We start from the raw sequence: 23332 nt of genomic DNA on the forward strand, positions 1-23332 counted from the left end.
CTCACCAATAACAAAATTTTGATAGCAGCCATTATTACCAGAATTAATCCATGCCAATGCCGCCTACAATCGAACAACTTAGATTTCTACGAAAACTAAAAAAGTTATCCAGAACAATGCCAGCGAGCAAATCTGCAGCCGGGCGGCGACGTTGCGGTTTATGCAATGTCGACTGCAACTAAAGCCAACATAGCGGCCGATAGCAGATTCGCTTACAGAGCTTGTGGGAGCCGCAGCAAGTTGACACCATAAATATCTTACCGAGACCGAGACAATCGCCATGCCGCCGCTATCGCCGTCATCCCAGCCATCCAGCAACACACCTTCCGCCACCATGTTCAGCCCTCCTTTCAGCAGCTTCCACCAGGAAGTCATGACCGATCCGACGCCATTGCGCGCCGCCATCACCGCCGCTTACCGGCGCGATGAAACCCTGGCCGTGCAATGGCTGCTGGCGCAGGTGCAAACCAGCGCCGGCTCGCATGCCGCCAGCCAGGCACTGGCGCGCAAGCTGGTGCAGGCGGTGCGTGAAAAACGCACGCGCGCCTCCGGCGTCGACGCCTTGATGCATGAATTTTCGCTGTCGTCGGAAGAGGGTGTGGCGCTGATGTGCCTGGCGGAAGCGCTGCTGCGGATTCCGGATCACCAGACTGCCGACCGCCTGATCGCAGACAAGATCAGCAAAGGCGACTGGCGCAGCCATCTGGGCGAATCGCCGTCGCTGTTCGTCAATGCCGCCACCTGGGGTTTGCTGATTACCGGCAAACTGGTCAGCACCAGCAGCGAACGCGGGCTGGGCTCGGCGCTGACCAAGCTGATCGGCCGCGGCGGCGAACCGCTGATCCGCAAAGGCGTCGACGTTGCCATGCGCATGCTGGGCAACCAGTTCGTGACCGGCCAGACCATCGCCGAAGCGCTCGACAACAGCCGCGACAATGAAAAACGCGGCTACCGTTATTCCTACGATATGCTGGGCGAAGCAGCGTTGACGGAAGAAGATGCGGCGGCCTATTACCGCTCCTATGAAGATGCGATCCACGCCATCGGCAAGGCATCGGCCGGGCGCGGCATCAAGCAGGGGCCGGGGATCTCGGTCAAGCTGTCGGCGCTGCATCCGCGTTATTCGCGCGCGCAACGCCAGCGCACCATGGAAGAGTTGCTGCCGCGCCTGAAGCAGTTGCTGCTGCTGGCCAAGCAATACGACATCGGCCTCAACATCGACGCCGAAGAAGCCGATCGCCTGGAGTTGTCGCTGGATCTGATGGAAGCACTGGCGTTCGACGCCGATCTGGCCGGTTTCGACGGCATCGGTTTTGTGGTGCAGGGCTATCAGAAACGCTGTCCTTTCGTGATCGATTACCTGGTCGATCTGGCGCATCGCAGCGGCCGTAAATTCATGGTGCGGCTGGTCAAGGGTGCGTATTGGGATTCCGAAATCAAGCGCGCACAAGTCGACGGCTTGTCTGGTTTCCCGGTATATACCCGCAAGGTGTACACCGATGTCTCATACCTGACGTGCGCGCAAAAATTGCTGGCGGCGACCGATGTCATTTATCCGCAATTCGCCACCCATAACGCCCATACCTTAGCCACCATCTACAGCTGGGCGCAAGAAAAAAATATCACCGATTATGAGTTCCAGTGCCTGCACGGCATGGGCGAAACCTTGTACGACCAAGTGGTCGGCAAAGACATGCTGGACAAGCCTTGCCGGATTTATGCGCCGGTTGGTTCGCACCAGACCTTGCTGGCTTACCTGGTGCGGCGCTTACTCGAAAACGGCGCCAATTCTTCTTTCGTGAACCAGATCGTGGATGAAAGCGTCAGCATCGACTCGCTGATTGCCGATCCGCTGCAAGCCGCACAGCAACTGGGCGGCGAGCCGCATCCGCAGATTGCCTTGCCGCCCGCCATGTACGGTGCGGAACGCAAGAATTCGGCGGGCCTGGACCTGAGCAACGAAGAGGTATTGCGTCAGATCGATAGCGCTTTCAGTATTTTCAGCAAGCGGCAATGGCATGCTACGCCGCTGCTGGGTGAATCACAAACTGACTCACAGGAATACAGCCAGGCAGCGCGCCCGGTATTGAATCCGGCTGACCAGCGCGACGTGGTGGGCAGCGTGATCGAAGCCAGCGTTGCCGATGTGGATAAGGCCTTGCATGCCGCCAGCGTCTACGCCATGGATTGGCAAACCTTGCCGCCGGCGGAACGAGCCGGCAAGCTGGAACGCACCGCGGAATTATTTGAAGTCAATCAGCTGGAATTGATTGCCCTGGCGATCCGCGAGGCAGGAAAATCGCTGCCCAACGCAATTGCCGAAGTGCGTGAGGCGGTCGACTTCTTGCGCTATTACGCGGCGCAGGTCCGGCATACCCAGAACGCCTTGGCGCTGGGGCCGGTGGTGTGTATCAGCCCGTGGAATTTTCCGCTGGCGATCTTCATCGGCGAAGTCAGCGCTGCGTTGGCCGCCGGTAATGTGGTGCTGGCCAAACCGGCTGAACAGACGCCGCTGATCGCTGCACGCGCGGTGCAACTGATGCATGAGGCCGGCGTACCGCGTGCAGCCTTGCAGTTCCTGCCGGGCCAGGGCGATACCGTCGGCGCCACGCTGACCGCCGATGCGCGGGTCAAGGGCGTGATCTTTACCGGCTCGACCGAGGTTGCGCAAATCATCAATCGCACCCTGGCCAAACGTTCTCTGGCGGAGTCGGTCGATTTGCCGCTGATCGCCGAAACCGGCGGTCAAAACGCCTTGATCGTCGACTCTAGCGCATTGCCGGAGCAAGTGGTGCAGGACGTCCTGAATTCCGCCTTCGACAGTGCCGGCCAGCGTTGTTCCGCCTTGCGCGTGCTGTGCCTGCAAAACGATATCGCCGACCGCACCCTGCACATGCTGAAAGGCGCCATGCAGGAACTGCGGATCGGTAATCCGGATCGCCTGACTACCGATATCGGGCCGGTGATCGACGCCGAAGCGCAGGGGCAGTTGCTGGCGCATATCGAAAAGATGCGCGTCGCGGCGAAAGACTTCTATCAATTACCGCTGCCGGCCGAGCACGGCAACGGTACTTTCGTGGCGCCTACGCTGATCGAAATCGGCGCCATGTCAGAGTTGAAGCGCGAAGTATTCGGGCCGGTATTGCATGTGTTGCGGTATGCACGCAATCAACTGCCGCAGTTGATCGATGCGATCAATGGCAGCGGCTATGGCCTGACTCTGGGCATCCATTCGCGGATCGACGAAACCATCGATTTCATCGTCGCGCACGCGCACGTCGGCAATATCTACGTCAATCGCAATATTGTCGGCGCAGTGGTCGGCGTGCAGCCGTTTGGCGGCGAAGGAAAATCCGGCACCGGGCCGAAAGCCGGCGGTCCTTTGTATCTGAAGCGCCTGCAACGCAATGCTGCGGTGTCGCTGGGCGCGCACACGATTCATGCGCCGAATGTGGATGCGAAGATTGCTACGCCGGTGCTGCAAGCCTTGCTGAGCTGGGCTCGCACCCACGGCCATCAGCAGATAGCGGCGCTGGGCGAAGAATACATGCACGCCAGCTGGCTCGGTACCTCGCTGCTGCTGCCCGGCCCTACCGGGGAGCGCAATAGCCTGTCGTTCGCACCGCGCGGGGCGATTCTTTGCAGCGCCGATAACGTCGGCGCCATGTTGAATCAACTGGCGGCGGTTTTCGCCACCGGCAATTTACCGGTAGTCGAAACGGCATCCTCGGCCATGATCCCGGAAGGTTTGCCACGCGCGGTGCGTGCCGCGATCCGGGTGGTCGACCAGCTCGCTGGCGACGACCATGCCACGCGTCTGCAACTGGCTCTGGTCGACGGCGCAGGCACCGAGCGCTTGCGTCCTTTGCTGACCGCGCTCAGCGAACAAAGCGGGGCGCTGGTGCCCTTGCTGGAAACTTCGGAATACGCCTCGATTCCATTGTGGCGCTTGCTGGCCGAACGCGCCGTTTGCGTCAACACAACCGCTGCCGGCGGCAACGCCAGCCTGATGACCTTGCAGGCTTGAACGCATAGCGGGCGGTGAAAATAGAAAGGCTGGCTGAACGCAGGTTTCAGCCAGCCTTTTTTCTTGGGCAACGGTGCTTTGCTATCCGCGCCGGTAGCCCCGATTATCTTATTTCAGCACGCTCATTTGTGATCTTCTTCTCTCTGTTGGGGATGAAGATTGCCGCCGTTATTATGCGCCTGCTCGTGACTTTGCTGAGGCGGAGGTGGATGCGGCCGCTCGGCTTGCGGCCGAGGTTGCATTTGTGGCTGAGGCTGTGGTTGTGGTCGCGGCTGGATTTGCGGCTGAGGTTGCGGCCTTAGTGGCGCTTGTATCTGCGGTTGTGGCCGCGGCTCCGGACGGTTGAAGACCTGAGGTGCAGGATTCATCGCCGGCCGGTTCTGCTCCTCATGCATTTGCTGGCCGCCGTTTAGCCGGTTCTGGAATTGCTCTGGCAGCCGATTTTGCGCATTTTGCGTCGCAGCCTGCGGTGCCGGCTGCGGTCTTGCCATCTCCGGCACTGCACGACGGTTGATATCAGGCCTTTGCATATTGCCGCCAAAAGGATGCTGGTTCAGGTTTGCAGGCTTTTCCGTTTCCAGATTCCGGGGTCGGACAGGAGTCTTGCTCTGCGCGTTTTGCTGCAGCTGATTCGGCACCGGCCCTGCGTTCTGCCCTGGCTGGCCGAAAGCCGGATGAGCTTGTTCGCCGGCTTGCGGCTGGCCCGGAGCCGGCCGGACAAATCCTGGGCGAGCCAGCTGGTTCAGATTGGGCGCAGCGCCAGCGCCGTTTGCCGGGGGAAGCTTGCCGAAATTGGGCTTGGTCATGTTGTTGAAATCCGGCTGCGGATGATTCGGCCGCGGAATGCCGGCAAGTGGCGCTGAATTCTGATTCACATGCGGCTGCGCGGGATTTGCTTGCGTACCGAAGTTGGGCCGCGCCATGTTGTTGAAATCCGGCTGCGGATGATTCGGCCGCACAGGGCCTGCAAACGGTATGGCATTCTGATTCGCCTGGGGCTGGGCAGGATTTGTTTGCGTGCCGAAATTGGGCCGGGCTGCATTGAAATTCAGCGCGCTTCCGGCCTGGACGGAAGGCGCGCCATTAGCCAATGCAGGATTGTTGGCAAGCCCGCCAAAATTATTGCGATTGTTGTTAATAACCGCATTGTTGTTTGAGTTGTTATTGGAATTGTTGTTGTTCGAATTGAGATTGTAGTTGTTGGTAATGCGATTGACGATGGTGGTAGAACGCGACACATAGGTGTTGTTGTTATACACAACCGCAGGCCGGTGCCATTCATGGTCATGCCAGTTGCCGCCGCCCCAATGCACGTCCCAGGAATTCCATCCCCAGTCGTGATGGTCGATCACGGCGCCGACTACAACGCCCAGTCCAAACGTCACCACGCCGGCAGTCACAATGTCGGCAGGCGGGTAGTAGAGAACGGGGGGTTCGTAAGAATAGCTAGGATAGACCGGCAGCGGCTCGCCATAGACCACGCCGGGATTGTAGGCCGGGACATACACCACATCCGGCTCGGCTGGTTCAATGACGATGGTTTCCGGCGGCGCTGGAATCACTTCTGGCCCAGCGTACACCGGTGGTTCGTCGAGCGGTGGCGCATAGCTGTAAGTCGGCGCTTGTTGCGCGCGCGGCCTTACTGCAATCCGCTGCTGCCTGGTATTTTTCAGGTTGCCGCTGTTGGCAGCGCGCTGGCGCATCACCTGGATTGCATTCATCACGTCGGTCGGATCGTTGACGTAAGCGTCGCCAAGGGCCGAGGTCCAGGGGATATTGCGCGCCATCTGATCCAGCACGCCAGGAAACTGCGTCAAGCCTTTGACGCTGACGTCCCAGGGTTGCAGATTGGCGGCGTCCTGCAGCTGGCTGCCTTTCAGATTCTTGTTTTGCGCCAGCCAGTTGTTTGCAGCAGTCACCTGGTCGGGATAGCTGGATGCGGCCAGCACTTGCGCCACCAATTTATCGGGGAACAGGGCGATGGGGCCGACCAGTTGATACAGCTGGTCGGCGGTTGGCGGTACATAGAGCGGGGTGGCCTGTGCTTGCAGTGCCTGGGGCGCTGCTGCTGCGGTAGCGTCTGTTTTTTTATCGCAGCCGGCCAGCGGCAGCATGATCACGCACACGCTTAGCATCAGCGACAGCGGGGTTTTGTTATTTGTCATTTTTGCTCCAGACAACAGGGGAATGGACACTATGTATACAAGCTAGCACGGCCATTTGGAGGCGCAACAATGGCTTACAAACTCTTGCATGTCTCACACAAAACATACGCTCCGGCTGGATTTGCCGGGATAGTTAGATAACGTCTCATCATCGGGTCCCGATGACATACAATTTCTTATCAGTTTTATTATTGGTAAAGCAGCAAGCAGAGCAAGCCGTATACTTGCCGGATTGAACCTTTTCATCGCCCACGCCTCACAAAACTCATGACTACATCTACATTTCGTCCGGCGCGGCTGTTGTTATGGTCGATTGCAGCGTTGATTGGTTTGATTGCCCTGTGTACGGCATTGTTGCTGACGTTTGACTGGAACCGCGCCAAGCCTTGGCTCAACCAGCGTGTCAGCGAAGCTGCCGGGCGCAGCTTTGCGATTCGCGGCGATTTGTCCTTGACCTGGCAAAAATCTCAAACCGACCAGGATAGCTGGCGCCGCTGGGTGCCCTGGCCGCGTCTTAGCGCCAAGGACATCGTGCTCGATAATCCCGAATGGGCCAAGACCGGCCCGCATATGGCGGAAATCGGCCAGCTGACGTTTTCATTGAGTCCGTTGCCGCTGCTGGCTAACCGCATCGTATTGCCGTCGCTGGAATTGGATGCACCGAATATTGCATTGGAACGCAAGCCGGACGGCGACAACAACTGGACTTTCAAAGCCAGCGGGCCGTCCGCCTGGCAGCTGGAATTAAAAAAAATGACACTGGCGAAGGGCACGCTGAAATTGCTGGATCCCGTCAGGAAAATCGATATCAAGGCAGATATCGACAGCCTGCCGGCGACCAGCCCGGAAGGTTACGGCATCGGCTGGAAAGTCAGCGGCACGTTTAACCAGGCCGCGGTCAGCGGCGACGGCAAAGCCGGCGCCGTGCTGTCGCTGCAAAATTCGAGCACGCCGTATCCGCTGCAAGCCAATGTCCATATCGGCAAAACAGCGATTGCGATACAAGGCACGTTGACCAAGCCGAGCGATCTGGCGGCGCTCGACCTGCGCCTGAAACTGTCCGGCGCCAGCATGTCGAACCTGTTTCCTCTGACCGGCATCGTACTGCCGGCGACACCGCCGTTTGCCACCGAAGGGCGGCTGATCGGCAAGATCAACCGCGCCGGCGGCGACTGGATTTACGATAAATTCAGCGGCCGGGTCGGCTCCAGCGATTTGTCCGGCACGTTTGAATACATCGCAGAGAAGCCGCGGCCTTTGTTGAAGGGCACCTTACTCTCCAACCAGCTCAAGCTGCAGGATCTGGCGCCGCTGATCGGCGCCGATTCGAACGCCAGCAAGGCCAATCGCGGCGACGGCGTGGCCCAGCCCGGTAATAAGGTATTGCCGGTCGAGCAGTTCGATACCGCGCGCTGGGGCAGCATCGATGCCGATGTTAAATTCACCGGCCGCAAAATTATCCGCGACAAAGAGCTGCCTATCCAGGATCTGGTCGCGGATCTGCATTTGAAAGACAGCGTGCTGTCATTCACGCCGTTGAATTTCGGCGTGGCGGGCGGCAATCTGATTTCCAACATCAAGCTCGACGGCAGCAATAAACATATCAAGGCTGAAATGAAGATTTCGGCGCGGCATCTGAAAATCAAACAATTGTTCCCGACGCTGGAGTCAGCCCAGGCCAGCCTGGGTGAAGTCAACGGCGATGCTTCACTATCCGCGGTCGGCAATTCTGTGGCCAGCATGCTGGGCAGCTCGAACGGTGAACTTAAGACGCTGATCAACCAAGGCACCATCAGCAAATTCCTGCTGGAAGCGGCCGGCCTGAATATTGGCAATATAGTGATTTCCAAATTGTTCGGCGACAAGCAGGTCAAGCTGAATTGCCTGGCCAGCGATTTTGCCGTGACCAACGGCGTCATGGACGCCCGCACCTTCGTGATGGATACCGACGATGCGATCATCAACGTTGCGGGACAGATCAATCTGGCTCAGGAGTCGCTGGCCCTCACCATCAATCCGAAAAATAAAGGATTACGGATTTTCTCGCTGAGATCGCCGCTGCACGTTACAGGCAGCTTCAAGAATCCGGACGTAGGTGTGGACAAGGGTGTGCTGGCGTTAAAGGCAGGCGGAGCGGTTGCGCTCGGTGTGCTGGCGCCGGTGGCGGCGGTGCTGCCTTTGATTAATATCAGTCCGGACCAGCAAAGCGATTGTGCCGGTTTGCTGGCGCTGGCCAAACAGAAACCGGTGGCGCCGCCGCCCGGCAAGACCCTGCGGCAAAAGAAAGCGCGCTAAGCCGCTTTTAGCCAGCCGCTGCTGCCGGGCCATGTGTGCCATGGTCCGGCCAGAAAATTTCAATCCAAGCCGTCAAACGCTGCGTCATCCGGCCCGACATGGTGCGGCGAGCGCCAGCTGACGTCGCTCATCGAGTGCTGCACCTGATTCTCCACGCCTAGCAAGGTGGCAAAGATCGCCATTCTCACCGGTATGCCGTTATCCGTCTGGCGGAAAATCGCCAGGCGCGGATCATGGTTAAGATCGGTGCTCAGATCGTTGGCGCCGGGCCGGCCGTCGCGCGGTAATGGATGCATGACGACGGTGTCGGCGCCGCAGGTGGCGTCGATCAACGCCTGGTTGATCTGGAAATCCGGAGTGTAGCCTTCTATGGCCTCGTCGGCAAAACGTTCTTTCTGGATCCGCGTGGCATACACGATGTCGGCTCCCTTCAATCCCTGCGCCAACGAAGTCGATTGCTCCACCACGTGGCCACCGCGCGCAATGCGTTCCAGAATATGGGCGGGCATCTCCAGTGTAGGCGGCGCGATCAGGGTGAACCTGAGGCCGCGATACAGGGCCAGCAGCTTGATCAGCGAATGCACGGTGCGGCCGTACTTCAAATCGCCGACCATGACGACATGCGCGCCGTCGACCAGCTTTCCTAGCCGCGAAAACTCGCGCTGTATGGTGTACAGGTCGAGAATCGCCTGGCTCGGGTGCTCGCCCGGGCCGTCACCGCCGTTGATCACCGGAATATTCGTGGCGCGGGCAAATTCGTCGACCGCCCCTTGTTCCGGATGCCTGACCACCAACGCGTCGACATAGCCGCTGATGACACGGCTGGTATCGTAAATCGACTCGCCTTTGGTCATCGACGAGAAGGTAAAGCCGGTGGTATCGCAAACCGAGCCGCCCAGCCGGCAAAAAGCCGCGCCAAAGCTGATACGCGTGCGCGTGCTGGCTTCAAAGAACAAATTGGCTAATACGGCGCCCTCAAGGATGCGCGACACCTTCTGACGCCTTGCAATGGGCTGCATCATGTCGGTCACGCGGAACAGCTGTTCCAGAGAATCGCGTGAAAACTGCTCTACCGATAAGAGTTGAGGCTTGCTGTTATAGGAGATCTGCTCGCGGAGCGGGGCGTTCATCTTACTTGGATATACGCTCTGCGTTAAGACTGCTTGGTTTAACTCCCCACCCAGAATTTCGCTGACAAATTTGTTGACGATATCCGGCATCACGCGGAATTCACCTGATGTTTCCGGTAACAGCCATGTATCGAGCGCGCGTTTTCGAACTCCGATACGGTCGGAGAAATTGTCCCTGGTCAGGTTCATGCGACGCATGGCGTCGCGGAGGAAAGTCTGTTGATCGCTCATTCGCATCACCTTTATATACGCTTTGCGTACATTAAAGGTTTGAATTTAGCCTGTCCAGATTTTTCTTCTATTTTGATGCTGCCCACTATTTAGGCAGAAGAAAAATTTTTCTAAAAATTGGACTGGAAGGCTCAAAAAACTCGGAAAACAGACAGATTTTTCGATTTTGTGGATAAAGCTGTGAACATCCTGTTTTCTCATTGTGGATATCTAAGATAGTTTTCCACAGCCGTCTTTTTATCCAAGAATTATTCTTTCGCGATACACCGATTACTCAGCCTTTATCCAACTCGCAAGTACTTGAATGAATGGTCAAATTTGCAGTTATCCACAGAAAAGCAGGTGGTTAACTACTACTACTATTTATATATAAATCTTTAAATACAAAACCGAAAAGCTTTTTCTTTTGAAGTGGCTTTGAAAAAATAATTGAGAAAAAGAAGTTAAAAATACAACTTCTCGAAAAAAATCACATTTTTGTTAACGCTCGTCTTAGTTAAATTGACGAAAGACATCTACTTAAAAAATAGAAAAAGACGATATGCAAGAAAGCAACTGTGGATAAGTCTTTGGATAACTACAGGAATCCATTGTGAATAAATAAGATGAAAAACCAGAGCTCCATTTTTATCCAAGAAATGTTCTTTTCAGATACAAGGTTTACTCAGCATTTATCCAAGCTGTAAGTGATTGAATGAATAGTCAAATCTATAGTTATCCACAGAAAAACAGGTGGTTAACTACTACTACTATTTATATATATAAATCTTTAAATACAAAGCTGAAGAAGTCAATTTTCCAAAAAATCGGGATTTCTCCATAATAAATTGCTTTTAGAACACTAGCTTTGCCATATTGTTTTCAATATGGCAAATATGGCAGCGATAATTGGTTCATCTTTTCGTTTATCCAGCGTGATAAACGAAAGTTCTGTCGATAAATTGACCGTATCGGAAATTACCAAGCCATGAGCATGTGCTTCACGTAGTGCAATTGACTCACGCACCAAAGATAGGCCGACTCCGGATTTCACCAGATCCAGCATCGATGGTTCCTGGTCAACCAGGGCAACTTTATTCGGCGTAACTTTGTATTGAGCAAAAGTTTTGCTGAGTAAACGATGATGTGCCGATTCCGGAGGAGTCCAGATCCAAGGCAGTTTTGCCAGAGCTGGCCAGTCTTTTCCGGAAACCCTGCTTTTCCAGCCGGACGGTGCAAGCACACAGTAAGTAAATTGTGTCAGTGTGAGCCGGTGGAAATTCTTGTTTGGCGTACCGAGGTAGTAACCGACATCGAGATGGCCGGATTTGATCTGCCGTAGTACGTCACCGGACATGCTGTGCTGCAACTGTGTAGAAAGCTGGGGATAACTTTCTACCAGGCGCTGGAGAAAGGCGCCCAGCCGGATGAATTCAGGATCGAGAATGGTGCCGATTGCGAGTTTGCCACTCAAGATTTCTGAGCTTTTCGAATGCAAGCTTTCTGCTTGCTGGCGTAATTCTGAGACGGCGGCGATTGTACGTTCCGCAAATGGCAGTAATTTGACGCCATCGTCGGTCAACGTCATGCCACTGGGGACGCGTGTGAACAATTGCAGATTCAAGCTACTCTGCAAGGATTTGATTTGCAGGCTGACAGCCGGTTGCGTCACATGCAGTAATTCTGCTGCGCGCGTCAGATTTCCTTCTCTGGCGACTGTGACGAAGGCGCGAAGTTGAGTAATATCCATTTGCTTAATTTTTCATCAGGATGATTTGGTTATTAGCGTTTCTTATATTGATATTGATCATAACTCATTGGATTGTTGGTAAATCTAGCGATATTCTGGCAAAACGCTAACTCAACCCGGTTTCACCAAAAGGAATCCTTATGACTGCCACATCCAGCTCAACCTTAAACTCTACTCCGCTCATTCAGCATTACATCAACGGCAAAGTGGTTGAATCCAGCAGCGGCCGGCTGCAAGATGTGTTCAACCCGGCTACCGGTGCGGTTTCCGCCAAGGTCGTGCTGGGTAGTGTCGAGGAAGTCAACGCCGCGGTTGCTGCGGCATCGGCGGCCGCGCCGGCATGGGCAGACACCGCGCCGCTGAAGCGGGCGCGGGTAATGTTCAGGTTCAAGGAATTGATGGAGCAGCATCACGATGCGTTGGCAGCGGCGATTACGCGTGAACACGGCAAGGTATTTTCGGATGCCAAGGGAGAAGTGACGCGCGGCCTGGAAATCGTCGAATTCGCTTGCGGCATTCCGCATCTGCTGAAGACGCAATTTACCGATAATATCGGTGGCGGCATCGATAACTGGAATCTGCGTCAACCGCTGGGCGTTACCGCCGGCATCACGCCTTTCAATTTTCCGGTGATGGTGCCGTTGTGGATGGCGCCGATGGCGATCGCGACCGGCAATACTTTTATCCTCAAGCCTTCTGAACGCGATCCGTCGCCGTCATTGATGATGGCCGATTTATTGCACAAAGCAGGTTTGCCGGACGGCGTATTTAATGTGGTGCAGGGTGACAAGCTGGCAGTGGATACGCTGTTGCAGCATCCGGATGTGAAGGCGGTGTCGTTCGTCGGTTCGACGCCTATCGCAGAATATATTTACCAGGAAGGCGCCAAGCGTAAAGGGGCTTATCCGCTCAGAGTGCAGGCGTTGGGCGGTGCGAAAAATCATTTGGTGGTGATGCCGGATGCGGATCTGGATCAGGCGGTCGATGCGTTGATGGGCGCCGCTTACGGTTCGGCCGGCGAACGCTGCATGGCGATATCGGTGGCAGTCGCCGTTGGCAATGTTGCGGACAAATTGATCGCAGCGTTGATTCCACGCGTGAAGGCGCTGAAGATAAAAAACGGCATGGAAGCCGATGCCGAAATGGGGCCAGTTGTCAGTGCCGCACACAAGGATAAAATCGAGACTTATATCGAAGGCGGTGTTGCTGCAGGGGCCAAGCTGCTGGTCGACGGCCGCGGCTTGAAAGTAGCCGGCCTGGAGCAAGGATTTTTCCTTGGCGGATCATTGTTTGATCAGGTTACGCCAGAGATGAAAATTTATAAGGAAGAGATTTTCGGACCGGTGCTGTGCGTTGTCCGGGTGCCTGATTTCGCTGCGGCGGTGAATTTGATTAATGCGCATGAATTCGGTAACGGCGTATCGTTGTTCACCTCGGACGGCAATACGGCGCGCGAGTTTTCACGGCGGGTCGAGGTCGGCATGGTTGGCATCAATGTGCCGATTCCGGTGCCGATGGCCTGGCATTCTTTTGGCGGCTGGAAGCGCTCCTTGTTTGGCGATACCCATGCCTATGGAGAAGAGGGATTGCGGTTTTATACGCGCTACAAATCGATCATGCAACGGTGGTCGCAGACGATTTCAAAAGGTGCGGAATTCACCATGCCGGTGGCTAAATAAATAGTATAAATAATATTGTTGTTCTATAGAGATCTCGTTCTGTGATGTTTGTGCTGTTGAACAGCGCCGGACGAGACCTTGAAAATAAATTCGTAAATCAGCTTGTAAAACAGATTTTCACAAGACCCGCATTTTGCAAGACCTATAGAAAGAGACGCATGGAATCAGCAGGTAAATACGACTACATCATCATCGGTGCAGGCACCGCCGGCTGTGTGTTGGCGAATCGTCTGAGCCAGGATAGTTCGGTGAAAGTATTACTGATTGAAGCCGGCGCCAAAGACGACTACATCTGGATCCACATTCCTGTCGGCTATCTGTATTGCATCAATAATCCCCGCACCGACTGGATGTACCGGACTGAGCCTGATGTCGGCTTGAATGGACGCAGCCTGATTTATCCGCGCGGTAAAGTACTCGGCGGAAGTTCATCTATCAACGGCATGATTTACATGCGCGGCCAGGCCCGCGATTATGATCAGTGGGCGCAGTTGAGCGGCGATCCGGCATGGCGCTGGGAACAGGTGCTGCCGCTATTTAAAAAAAGCGAGGATCACTACAACGGCGCCAATGAATTCCACGGCGCCGGCGGTGAATGGCGGGTTGAAAAGCAGCGTTTGTCCTGGAAGATCCTGGATGCATTCAGAGATGCCGCAGCGGAAGTCGGGATACCCAAGGTTGACGACTTTAATCGCGGCGACAACGAAGGATCCGGCTATTTCGACGTGAACCAGAAACGCGGCATTCGCTGGAATGCGGCCAAGGCGTTCTTACGGTCGGCCAGCGGCCGCGGCAACCTGACGATCATGACCGGCTGCCAGGTAAAACGTCTGCTGCTGGAGCGCGGCGAGAAGGGACTGGTATGCAAAGGCGTTGAATTTTCCGGCGGCGGCAAAGAGTGGAATGCCGAGGCCAGCCGTGAAACCTTATTGAGCGCCGGCGCTGTCGGCTCGCCGCAGATTCTGCAATTGTCCGGTATCGGCCCGGCGTCGCTGTTGCAGCAACATCAAATCCCGGTGATGCAGGATACGCCGGGCGTCGGCGAGAATCTGCAAGACCATTTGCAGATCAGGATGGCGTTTAAAGTCAGCGGCGTCAAAACCCTCAACGCCATGAGCAACAGCTGGTTGGGCAAGGCCAGGATCGGCATGGAATATCTGTTGACGCAAAGCGGCCCGATGTCGATGGCGCCGTCGCAGCTGGGAGCGTTTGCCAAGTCCGATGCGTCGCAGGCCACGGCTAACCTGGAATACCATGTACAACCCTTATCGCTGGAAAAATTCGGCGATCCTCTGCATGCTTTTCCGGCTTTTACCGCCAGCGTCTGCAATCTGCGGCCGACTTCGCGCGGCCATGTGCGGCTTGCTTCCGGCGTGGCTGAGACCGCGCCAAAAATCACCTTGAATTATCTGGATACCGAGGAAGACCGCAAGGTCGCGGCGGCGTCTGTGCTGTTGACGCGCAGGATTGTGGCTGCGCCGGCGCTGCAGAAATATTCGCCGGAAGAGTTCAAGCCCGGTCTGCAATACCGGACCGAGGAAGAGTTGATCAAGGCCGCCGGCGAGATCGGCACCACGATTTTTCATCCGGTAGGGACTTGCAAGATGGGGCGTGGCGACGATCCGATGGCGGTGGTGGATAGCCAGCTCAGGGTGAAAGGGGTAGCCGGGCTACGCGTGGTTGACGCGTCCGTGATGCCGGCTATCACCTCCGGTAATACCAATTCGCCGACCTTGATGATTGCGGAAATGGCGGCAAAATTCATCAAGGAGGCTCTTAAGGAAGGTTGTCAGTAAGCGGATAGTAAGAAGAAATGCGCAGAATCGGGCTTCTGGTTTTAAGCATTGTTCAATATATTTTGCGAGGCATAGCGAAATTTCTCCAAAGTTTCTCCAAAGTTTTTGTATAGTATTTCTACGTATTGCCCCACCAGAGCGGCGACGGTAGTATCCGTAAAAAAATATAAGGCTGATAAGGTGATTGCAATATCATCTATGAGCTGGGATGTTCCGATAAAGCAACATCAATAGGAGACCAGATGACCGACATCATCTTGGAGACAAAAAACCTGACCAAGGAGTTCAAGGGGTTTATGGCCGTCAATGGCGTTAACCTGCAAGTCGAGCGTGGCCATATCCACGCATTGATCGGTCCCAACGGCGCCGGCAAGACCACTTGCTTCAATCTGCTGACCAAATTCCTGGTGCCGACTTCCGGCCAGATTCTGTTCAACGGCCTCGACATCACCACCGAAGCGCCGGCCCAGATCGCGCGCCAGGGCATCATCCGTTCCTTCCAGATTTCAGCCGTTTTTCCGCACTTGAGCGTGATGGAGAACGTGCGCATAGGATTGCAGCGCAAACTGGGGACTTCCTACCATTTCTGGAAAAGCGGCAAGTCGCTGGCGCAATTGAACCAGCGTGCGATGGCGTTGCTGGCGGAAGTCGATCTGACCGAATTTGCCGATACCCTGACCGTCGATTTGCCCTACGGCCGCAAGCGGGCCTTGGAAATTGCCACCACCTTGGGCATGGAGCCGGAACTGATGCTGCTCGATGAACCGACCCAGGGCATGGGACACGAAGACGTCGATCGGGTCACGGCGCTGATCAAGAAAGTATCCGCCGGCCGCACCATCCTGATGGTGGAGCACAACATGAATGTAGTGTCCGGCATTTGCGATAAGATCAGTGTGCTGCAACGCGGTGCGATGCTGGCTGAAGGCCGCTATGAAGAAGTCTCGAAGAACCCATTGGTAATGGAAGCCTATATGGGCACCACGACCGAGACACTGGCAGGAGCGCATTGATGTCTGCAGTCCAATCCCCATCCACGAGTCCTGGCGCTGCCGGCCAAGCCGCAATCGCGCTGAGTATCGAAAATCTGCAAGCCTGGTACGGCGAATCGCATATTTTGCACAACGTCAATCTGAGCGTGCACAGGGGCGAAGTGGTGACGCTGCTGGGCCGCAACGGCGCCGGCCGCACCACCACCATGCGCGCGATCATGGGCTTGACCGGCGCCCGCAAGGGCTCGATCAAGATCGGCGGCGTCGAGACGATTGCACTGCCGACCCACAAGATTGCCCATCACGGCGTTGGTTATTGTCCGGAAGAGCGGGGTATTTTTTCTTCCTTGTCGACCGAGGAAAATCTGTTGTTGCCGCCGTCGCTGTCGACCACCGATAAGGGCATGTCCGTCGAAGAAATCTATGACATGTTTCCCAACCTGAAAGAACGCAGAAACAGTCAGGGCACGCGTCTGTCCGGCGGCGAACAGCAGATGCTGGCGGTCGCGCGCATCTTGCGCACCGGCGCGCGGCTGCTGTTGCTGGATGAAATATCCGAAGGCCTGGCGCCGGTGATTGTGCAGACGCTGGCGCGCATGATTACGACTTTGAAAGCCAAGGGCTACACCATCGTGATGGTGGAACAGAACTTCCGTTTTGCAGCGCCTTTGGCAGATCGTTTTTACGTGATGGAACACGGGCAGATCGTCGAGTCTTTTGCGTCGTCGCAGCTGGAACAGAAGATGCCGGTGTTGAATGCTTTATTGGGCGTGTAGGTAAGTGCAGGTTTGGCAGGTCTGGGCAAGGTGAGTCCCGCTGATTGCGTAATGTCGTTTCGCAGTTGCGGGATGACGGGTCGTTTAAAAAATGGAGAAGACAATGAAAATCAAATTAAAGACTTTGGCAGTCGCGGTGGGCAGCGTTGTCGCCTTCGGTTTTGCCGCGCCGGTTTCGGCGCAGATTTCCGGTGACGTCGTCAAGATCGGCTTCATCACCGATATGTCGAGCGTCTACTCCGATATCGACGGCCCCGGCGGCGCTGAAGCGATCAAGATGGCGATTGCCGATATGGGCGGCAGCATCAACGGCAAGAAAATCGAGCTGGTGGTGGCCGACCATCAGAACAAGGCCGACATCGCATCGAGCAAGGCGCGCGAATGGTTTGACCAGCAAGGACTGGACGTGCTGATCGGCGGCACCAACTCCGGCACGGCGCTGGCGATGGCAAAGATTGCCGCTGAAAAGAAAAAACCGTTCTTTGAAATCGGCGCCGGCAGCACCCGTCTGACCAATGAAGAATGCACGCCTTACACCGTGCACTATGCCTACGACACCTACGCCCTGGCCAAGGGTACCGGCTCGGCAGTGGTCAATCACGGCGGCAAGAGCTGGTATTTCCTGACTGCCGATTATGCTTTCGGCGCTTCGCTGGAAAAAGATACAACCGCGGTGGTGAAGGCCTCCGGCGGCACCGTGCTGGGTGCGGTCAAGCATCCGCTGAACGCCTCCGATTTTTCCTCGTTCATGCTGCAGGCGCAATCTTCCAAAGCGCAAATCATCGGACTGGCAAACGCCGGCGGCGACCTGATCAATGCGGTCAAGGCGGCCAATGAATTCGGCGTCACCAAGAATGCCAAACTGGCCGGCCTGCTGGTGTTCATCAACGACATCCATTCGCTGACGCTGAAACAAACGCAAGGCATGTACCTGACCGACAGCTGGTACTGGGATCAAAACGACGAGTCGCGCAAATGGGCGAAACGTTATTTCGAGAAAATGAAAAAAGAACCATCCAGTTTGCAAGCTGCCGATTACTCCTCGGCGATGCAATACCTGACTGCGGTCAAAACCATCGGTACCGACGACGGCGACAAGGTAATGGCGCAACTGCGCAAGGCCAAGTTCAACGACATGTACACCAAGAACGCTTATCTGCGCGCAGACGGCCGGGTGGTGCACGACATGACGCTATACCAGGTCAAGGTGCCGGCCGACTCGAAATACCCTTGGGACTATCTGAACAAGATCCAGACCATCCCGGCCGAACAAGCTTTCACCGCCAAGGCGGAGAGCAAGTGCGCGCTGTGGAAATGACGGCAGCTTGATTTTCTGAACTTCTAAACGGTACTTGAATTGTCGTCGAGTACGCGGTCTGACGATATGCCTGGCGTGTCATGGGCGTGTACATCCTGCACCGGATGTGCACGCCATTGCGCTGTTCGATAGTTGTTCACTCGCACGAGTGATTTTTTAATGATATTGCCATGGAAATATTCGGCATTCCCTTTCAAGCCTTGATGAGCCAGCTGTTGCTGGGGCTGGTCAACGGTTCGTTCTACGCCATGCTGTCGCTCGGCCTGGCGGTGATATTCGGCCTGCTCAACGTGATTAATTTCGCTCACGGCGCGTTGTACATGATGGGCGCCTTCCTGGCCTGGATCGGGCTGACTTATTTCAATCTGAATTACTGGGTGATGCTGATCCTGGCGCCGTTGCTGGTGGGCCTGTTCGGCGTCGTCATCGAGAAGACCATGCTGCGCTGGCTGTACAAGCTGGATCATCTGTACGGCTTGCTGCTGACCTTCGGCATCACCTTGATGGTGGAGGGCATCTTCCGTTCTTTCTACGGCGTCTCCGGCCAGCCGTTTTCGGTGCCTGATCTGTTGAGCGGCGCTACCGATCTCGGCTTCATGGTGCTGCCGAATTATCGGGCCTGGGTGGTGCTGGCGTCGCTGGCGGTATGTTTTGCGACCTGGTTCGTGATTGAAAAGACCAAGCTGGGTGCTTACCTGCGCGCCGGCACCGAGAATCCAAAGCTGGTCGAAGCGTTCGGCGTCAACGTGCCGCTGATGGTGACCTTGACCTATGGCTTCGGCGTCGCTTTGGCGGCCTTTGCAGGGGTGCTGGCGGCGCCGGTGATTCAGGTCTCGCCACTGATGGGGTCGAACCTGATTATCGTCGTATTCGCGGTTGTGGTGATCGGCGGCATGGGTTCCATCATGGGTTCTATCGTTACCGGCCTGGCGTTGGGGGTAATCGAAGGATTGACCCGCGTGTTTTATCCGGAAGCGTCGGCCACGGTGGTGTTCATCGTGATGGCGATTGTGCTGATGATCCGGCCGGCAGGCCTGTTCGGTAAAGAGAAATGAGCGGAGCAGCTATGAGCATGAATAAAAGAATTGGCTACGGCTTGCTGTTAGTCGCTGCACTGGCTGCACCGTTCGGCATCTATCCGGTGTTCTTGATGAAGATCATCTGCTTTGCGCTGTTTGCCTGCGCTTTCAATCTGCTGATCGGCTTTACCGGTTTGTTGTCGTTCGGACATGCTGCATTTTTTGGCGGAGCGGGTTACATCGCTGGGTATGCCTTGCAGACGCTGGGCTTGCCAACAGAAGTGGGGCTGATTGCAGGAACTGCTACGGGTGCGCTGATTGGCTTGGTGATGGGCAGTCTGGCGATCCGGCGGCAGGGGATTTATTTCACCATGATCACCCTGGCCCTGGCGCAGATGCTGTATTTCGTTTGCCTGCAGATGAAGTTCACGGGTGGCGAGGATGGCTTGCAAGGCGTGCCGCGCGGGCATTTGTTCGGAGTTATCGATCTTGGCAAGGACCTGACTTTGTACTACGTGGTGCTGGCGATTGCAGTGGCTGGCTTTGCGCTGATCGTGCGCACCGTGAATTCTCCCTTTGGGCAGGTGTTGAAAGCGATCAAGGAAAACGAGCCGCGCGCCATCTCGCTGGGTTACGACGTCAGCCGTTACAAGCTGCTGGCCTTCGTTCTGTCGGCGGCGCTGTCGGGCCTGGCCGGTTCTACCAAGACGCTGGTGCTGGGTTTTGAAACGCTGACCGATGTGCACTGGACCATGTCCGGGCTGGTAGTGTTGATGACTTTGGTAGGAGGCTTGGGCACCATCGTCGGGCCGATTGTCGGTGCGGCGATCATCATCATGCTGGAAAACAAGCTGGGCGATATCGGCAATTGGCTGGCGTCGGTTACGCACATCGACTGGTTTAACGGACTGGGCGAGTCGGTGACGATCGTGACCGGTTTTATTTTTATCGTTTGCGTGCTGGCGTTCCGGCGCGGGATTGTCGGCGAAATCTCGGCTTTGCTCAAGCGCTCTTCCAACACCGGATGAGGTAGTCATTCCAGACGGTGAAAAGCCCGTACATAGCCCGGCTAGTACGGGCTTTTTGTTTGGATGCCTGGCTTCGATTTGATCTGCCTAAATAATAGGCAGTGCATCCATCCAATTCAGCCAATGGAATTACTTGGATGGCTATGACTAAATAACATAGCCGCTCAATATGCGGATCCGGGTTTAGGCACGTAAAATTGCGTTTTTTAACATTTCCTGGCTGCATCCGGCCTCAGCTACTTCTAACCTTCGTTTGCCTTCATTCCCATATCATGCCCGAGTTATTTCCCGATTTTCTTATTTTGGCTATCGCCAGTTTTGTTGCAGGTTTGATTGACGCCGTAGTTGGGGGAGGGGGCTTGATCCAGATTCCCGCCTTGTTCGCGATGTTACCGAATAGCGCGCCAGCGACCATCTTCGGGACTAATAAGCTGGCAGGGATATTCGGCACCAGCGCCGCTGCGATCAATTTCGCCAAGCGAGTCAAGTTGGCGTGGGGTGCGGCGCTACCCGCAGCGGGGGCGGCATTCCTGTTTGCCTTTTTGGGTGCATATACCGTAACCCATATTCCGACTGAGGCGATTCGCAAATCGCTGCCTTTCATTTTGCTGGCGGTCGCGATATATACGGTAAAGAAGAAAGATTTCGGCAGTATCCATGCTCCTTTGCATAGCGGTTCGAAAGAGAAGCTATTCGCGATATTGATTGGCGGCGGTATTGGGTTTTATGACGGTGTTTTCGGCCCTGGTACAGGTAGCTTCCTGATTTTCCTGTTTGTACGTTTTTTTGGTTTGGATATAGCGGACATATCATCTGGCAGCTTGGATTGATAATGGCTATCTGTAACGTAGGTGGTTCTTTAGTCGGCACTCGGCTGGCGCTTAAACATGGCAGCGGTTTTGTGCGGAAGCTGTTTTTGCTGGTGGTCTCTGTATTGATCTTAAAAACAGGTTACGACGCCTTTCTCAAATAAATTTGCAAATTTAGTCAGCAGTGACTTAACAGCGGCGATTGTTTCACGTGAAACAATCGCCGCTGTTGTTTTCATGTTTTAAGAAATCAGATTTTGCAATGTTTCACGTGGAACAATCGCGATCCCTTGAGCATGAGGGTGTAAGCGATAGCTGCATGCTTTATAATCACGCCTCAGCCCACCGTTTTTCATCGTCTCTAAGAGGCGCACTATGCTTTTTCCTACACATTTTGACGTAATCGTCGTCGGCGGCGGTCATGCCGGCACCGAAGCCGCACTGGCATCCGCCCGCATGGGCCAAAAGACTTTATTGTTGACACACAATATCGAGACCTTGGGCCAGATGTCGTGCAATCCTTCAATTGGTGGGATAGGCAAGGGCCACCTTGTAAAAGAGGTCGACGCCATGGGTGGCGCGATGGCAATTGCCACCGACGAAGCCGGTATCCAGTTTCGCATCCTGAATTCTTCAAAGGGGCCGGCAGTCCGTGCAACGCGGGCGCAAGCCGACCGCATCTTGTACAAGCAAGCAATTCGCTCCCGTCTGGAAAACCAGGAAAACCTTTGGTTGTTCCAGCAAGCCGTGGATGATCTGCTGGTTGAGGGCGATCGCGTGGTTGGTGCGGTGACGCAAGTTGGCATTCAGTTCCGTAGCAGGGCAGTGGTGCTGACTGCCGGCACTTTCCTCGACGGTAAAATTCACGTCGGCCTCAATAACTATTCCGCCGGCCGCGCCGGTGATCCGCCGGCGATTTCCCTCTCGGCACGCCTGAAAGAACTGAAGCTGCCGCAAGGGCGCCTGAAAACAGGCACGCCGCCGCGTATCGACGGCCGCACCATCGATTTTTCAGTGATGCAGGAACAACCGGGCGATCTCGATCCGGTGCCGGTATTTTCAGTGATGGGCAATACCGCGATGCATCCGGCGCAACTGCCGTGCTGGATTACCCATACCAACCAGCAAACGCATGACATCATCCGCGCCGGCCTCGATCGCAGCCCGATGTATACCGGCGTGATAGAAGGGGTAGGGCCGCGTTATTGCCCGTCGATCGAAGACAAGATCCACCGCTTTGCCGGCAAGGATTCGCACCAGATATTCCTGGAGCCGGAAGGGCTGACCACCAACGAGTTTTACCCTAATGGTATTTCGACAAGCTTGCCGTTCGATGTGCAGCTGGCCCTGGTGCATTCGATGCGCGGCCTGGAGAACGCTCACATCCTGCGTCCTGGCTATGCCATCGAATACGATTACTTCGATCCGCGCGCTTTGAAGGCTTCGCTGGAAACCAAGTCGATCCAAGGCCTGTATTTTGCCGGCCAGATCAATGGCACTACCGGTTATGAAGAGGCTGCCGCGCAAGGCATGCTGGCCGGCTTGAACGCCGCCCTGCAAACACAGGAGCGCGATGCCTGGACTCCGCGCCGCGACGAGGCTTATCTGGGCGTGCTGGTTGATGACCTGATTACCCAAGGCGTGCAAGAGCCTTACCGCATGTTCACCAGCCGTGCCGAATATCGCTTGAGCCTGCGCGAAGATAATGCCGATCTGCGTCTGACGGAAATCGGCCGCCAGCTTGGCTGTGTCGGCGATGTCCAGTGGGCGCAGTTCGAGAAGAAGCGCGAAGCAGTTGCTGTCGAGATGGAGCGCCTGCGTTCCACGTGGGTGAATCCGCGCATCGTCGCCGACGCTGAAGCCGAGCGCTTGCTGGGCAAGCCCATGGAGCGCGAGTATGCGTTGGCCGATCTGCTGCGCCGGCCAAATGTTACTTATGAACAATTAATGACGCTGAAGGGCGTCGACGGCCAGGAGCTGGGCGGTCCGGGCGTGCAGGATGACAGCGTCAGGGAACAGGTCGAAATCCAGGTCAAATACGCAGGTTATATCGACCGTCAGGCGAAGGAAGTAGAGCGCCATGAACACAATGAAAACCTGAAGCTGCCGGCTGACCTGGACTACATGGAAGTGCAAGCCTTGTCGATCGAGGTGCGGCAGAAGCTGAATCTGCACCGGCCGGAAACCTTCGGCCAGGCATCGCGCATTTCCGGCGTTACGCCGGCCGCCTTGTCGCTGCTGCTGGTGCATCTGAAAAAGGGCGGCATGAAGCGCCTGAATGCCGATGATCAGGCGGCCTGATAAAAGACTGCATTGCATGAAAAACAACGACCACCCA

Annotated in this window: 14 protein-coding genes and 1 pseudogene; 11 read left to right on the forward strand and 4 right to left on the reverse strand. The window is 55.6% G+C overall.

What is annotated here, in order from left to right:
• Positions 1-78 precede the first annotated feature (78 nt).
• Positions 79-375, reverse strand: coding sequence for a hypothetical protein (locus KHU33_RS04295; RefSeq protein ID WP_211461328.1), 297 nt, complete (start codon positions 373-375; stop codon positions 79-81).
• Here KHU33_RS04295 and putA point away from each other — a divergent pair.
• A complete protein-coding gene (putA, locus tag KHU33_RS04300; protein ID WP_329956021.1) occupies positions 335-4027 on the forward strand; it encodes a trifunctional transcriptional regulator/proline dehydrogenase/L-glutamate gamma-semialdehyde dehydrogenase in 3693 nt (1230 codons plus the stop codon). The genes KHU33_RS04295 and putA overlap by 41 nt on opposite strands.
• Before the next feature lie 122 nt (positions 4028-4149).
• Here putA and KHU33_RS04305 read toward each other — a convergent pair whose 3' ends face one another.
• Positions 4150-6192: a DUF3300 domain-containing protein gene (locus KHU33_RS04305; RefSeq protein WP_211461277.1), complete on the reverse strand. Its 2043-nt coding sequence runs from the start codon at positions 6190-6192 to the stop codon at positions 4150-4152.
• Between the two features lie 267 nt (positions 6193-6459).
• On the opposite strand from KHU33_RS04305, the gene KHU33_RS04310 reads away from it, so the two are divergent.
• Positions 6460-8487 carry an AsmA family protein gene (locus tag KHU33_RS04310; protein WP_211461278.1) on the forward strand — a complete coding sequence of 676 codons (2028 nt, stop codon included), beginning with the start codon at positions 6460-6462 and terminating at the stop codon, positions 8485-8487.
• 59 nt (positions 8488-8546) lie between these two features.
• On the opposite strand, the gene KHU33_RS04315 is transcribed toward KHU33_RS04310, so the two are convergent.
• Positions 8547-9848 carry an aspartate carbamoyltransferase gene (locus tag KHU33_RS04315; RefSeq protein ID WP_211461279.1) on the reverse strand — a complete coding sequence of 434 codons (1302 nt, stop codon included), beginning with the start codon at positions 9846-9848 and terminating at the stop codon, positions 8547-8549.
• A gap of 841 nt (positions 9849-10689) precedes the next feature.
• A complete protein-coding gene (locus KHU33_RS04320) occupies positions 10690-11577 on the reverse strand; it encodes a LysR family transcriptional regulator (protein WP_211461280.1) in 888 nt (295 codons plus the stop codon).
• Positions 11578-11717: 140 nt separating this feature from the next.
• Here KHU33_RS04320 and KHU33_RS04325 point away from each other — a divergent pair, with 140 nt between their 5' ends.
• The 9 genes and pseudogenes from KHU33_RS04325 (at position 11718) to mnmG (ending at position 23295) form a co-directional block, all read left to right on the forward strand.
• Positions 11718-13256: a CoA-acylating methylmalonate-semialdehyde dehydrogenase gene (locus KHU33_RS04325; RefSeq protein WP_211461281.1), complete on the forward strand. Its 1539-nt coding sequence runs from the start codon at positions 11718-11720 to the stop codon at positions 13254-13256.
• Positions 13257-13414: 158 nt separating this feature from the next.
• The gene (locus KHU33_RS04330) at positions 13415-15052 is read left to right on the forward strand and encodes a GMC family oxidoreductase (protein ID WP_211461282.1); all 1638 of its coding nucleotides are present in this window, start codon (positions 13415-13417) and stop codon (positions 15050-15052) included.
• Between the two features lie 242 nt (positions 15053-15294).
• The gene (locus tag KHU33_RS04335) at positions 15295-16065 is read left to right on the forward strand and encodes an ABC transporter ATP-binding protein (RefSeq protein ID WP_211461283.1); all 771 of its coding nucleotides are present in this window, start codon (positions 15295-15297) and stop codon (positions 16063-16065) included.
• Positions 16065-16820 (forward strand): ABC transporter ATP-binding protein, encoded by a 756-nt coding sequence (locus KHU33_RS04340; RefSeq protein WP_211461284.1) that lies wholly within the window; start codon positions 16065-16067, stop codon positions 16818-16820. Before KHU33_RS04335 ends, KHU33_RS04340 begins: the two co-directional genes overlap by 1 nt.
• Positions 16821-16929: 109 nt before the next feature.
• On the forward strand, positions 16930-18138 hold the full coding sequence (locus KHU33_RS04345; RefSeq protein ID WP_211461324.1) for an ABC transporter substrate-binding protein: 1209 nt from the start codon (positions 16930-16932) through the stop codon (positions 18136-18138).
• Positions 18139-18308: 170 nt separating this feature from the next.
• On the forward strand, positions 18309-19193 hold the full coding sequence (locus tag KHU33_RS04350) for a branched-chain amino acid ABC transporter permease (protein ID WP_211461285.1): 885 nt from the start codon (positions 18309-18311) through the stop codon (positions 19191-19193).
• Between the two features lie 17 nt (positions 19194-19210).
• A complete protein-coding gene (locus tag KHU33_RS04355; protein WP_211461286.1) occupies positions 19211-20185 on the forward strand; it encodes a branched-chain amino acid ABC transporter permease in 975 nt (324 codons plus the stop codon).
• Between the two features lie 272 nt (positions 20186-20457).
• Positions 20458-21158: pseudogene (locus KHU33_RS04360) on the forward strand (sulfite exporter TauE/SafE family protein).
• Positions 21159-21369: 211 nt separating this feature from the next.
• The gene (mnmG, locus tag KHU33_RS04365) at positions 21370-23295 is read left to right on the forward strand and encodes a tRNA uridine-5-carboxymethylaminomethyl(34) synthesis enzyme MnmG (RefSeq protein WP_211461287.1); all 1926 of its coding nucleotides are present in this window, start codon (positions 21370-21372) and stop codon (positions 23293-23295) included.
• Positions 23296-23332: the final 37 nt, after the last annotated feature.

Source organism: Collimonas silvisoli, from assembly GCF_018305005.1.
Classification (GTDB): domain Bacteria; phylum Pseudomonadota; class Gammaproteobacteria; order Burkholderiales; family Burkholderiaceae_D; genus Collimonas; species Collimonas silvisoli.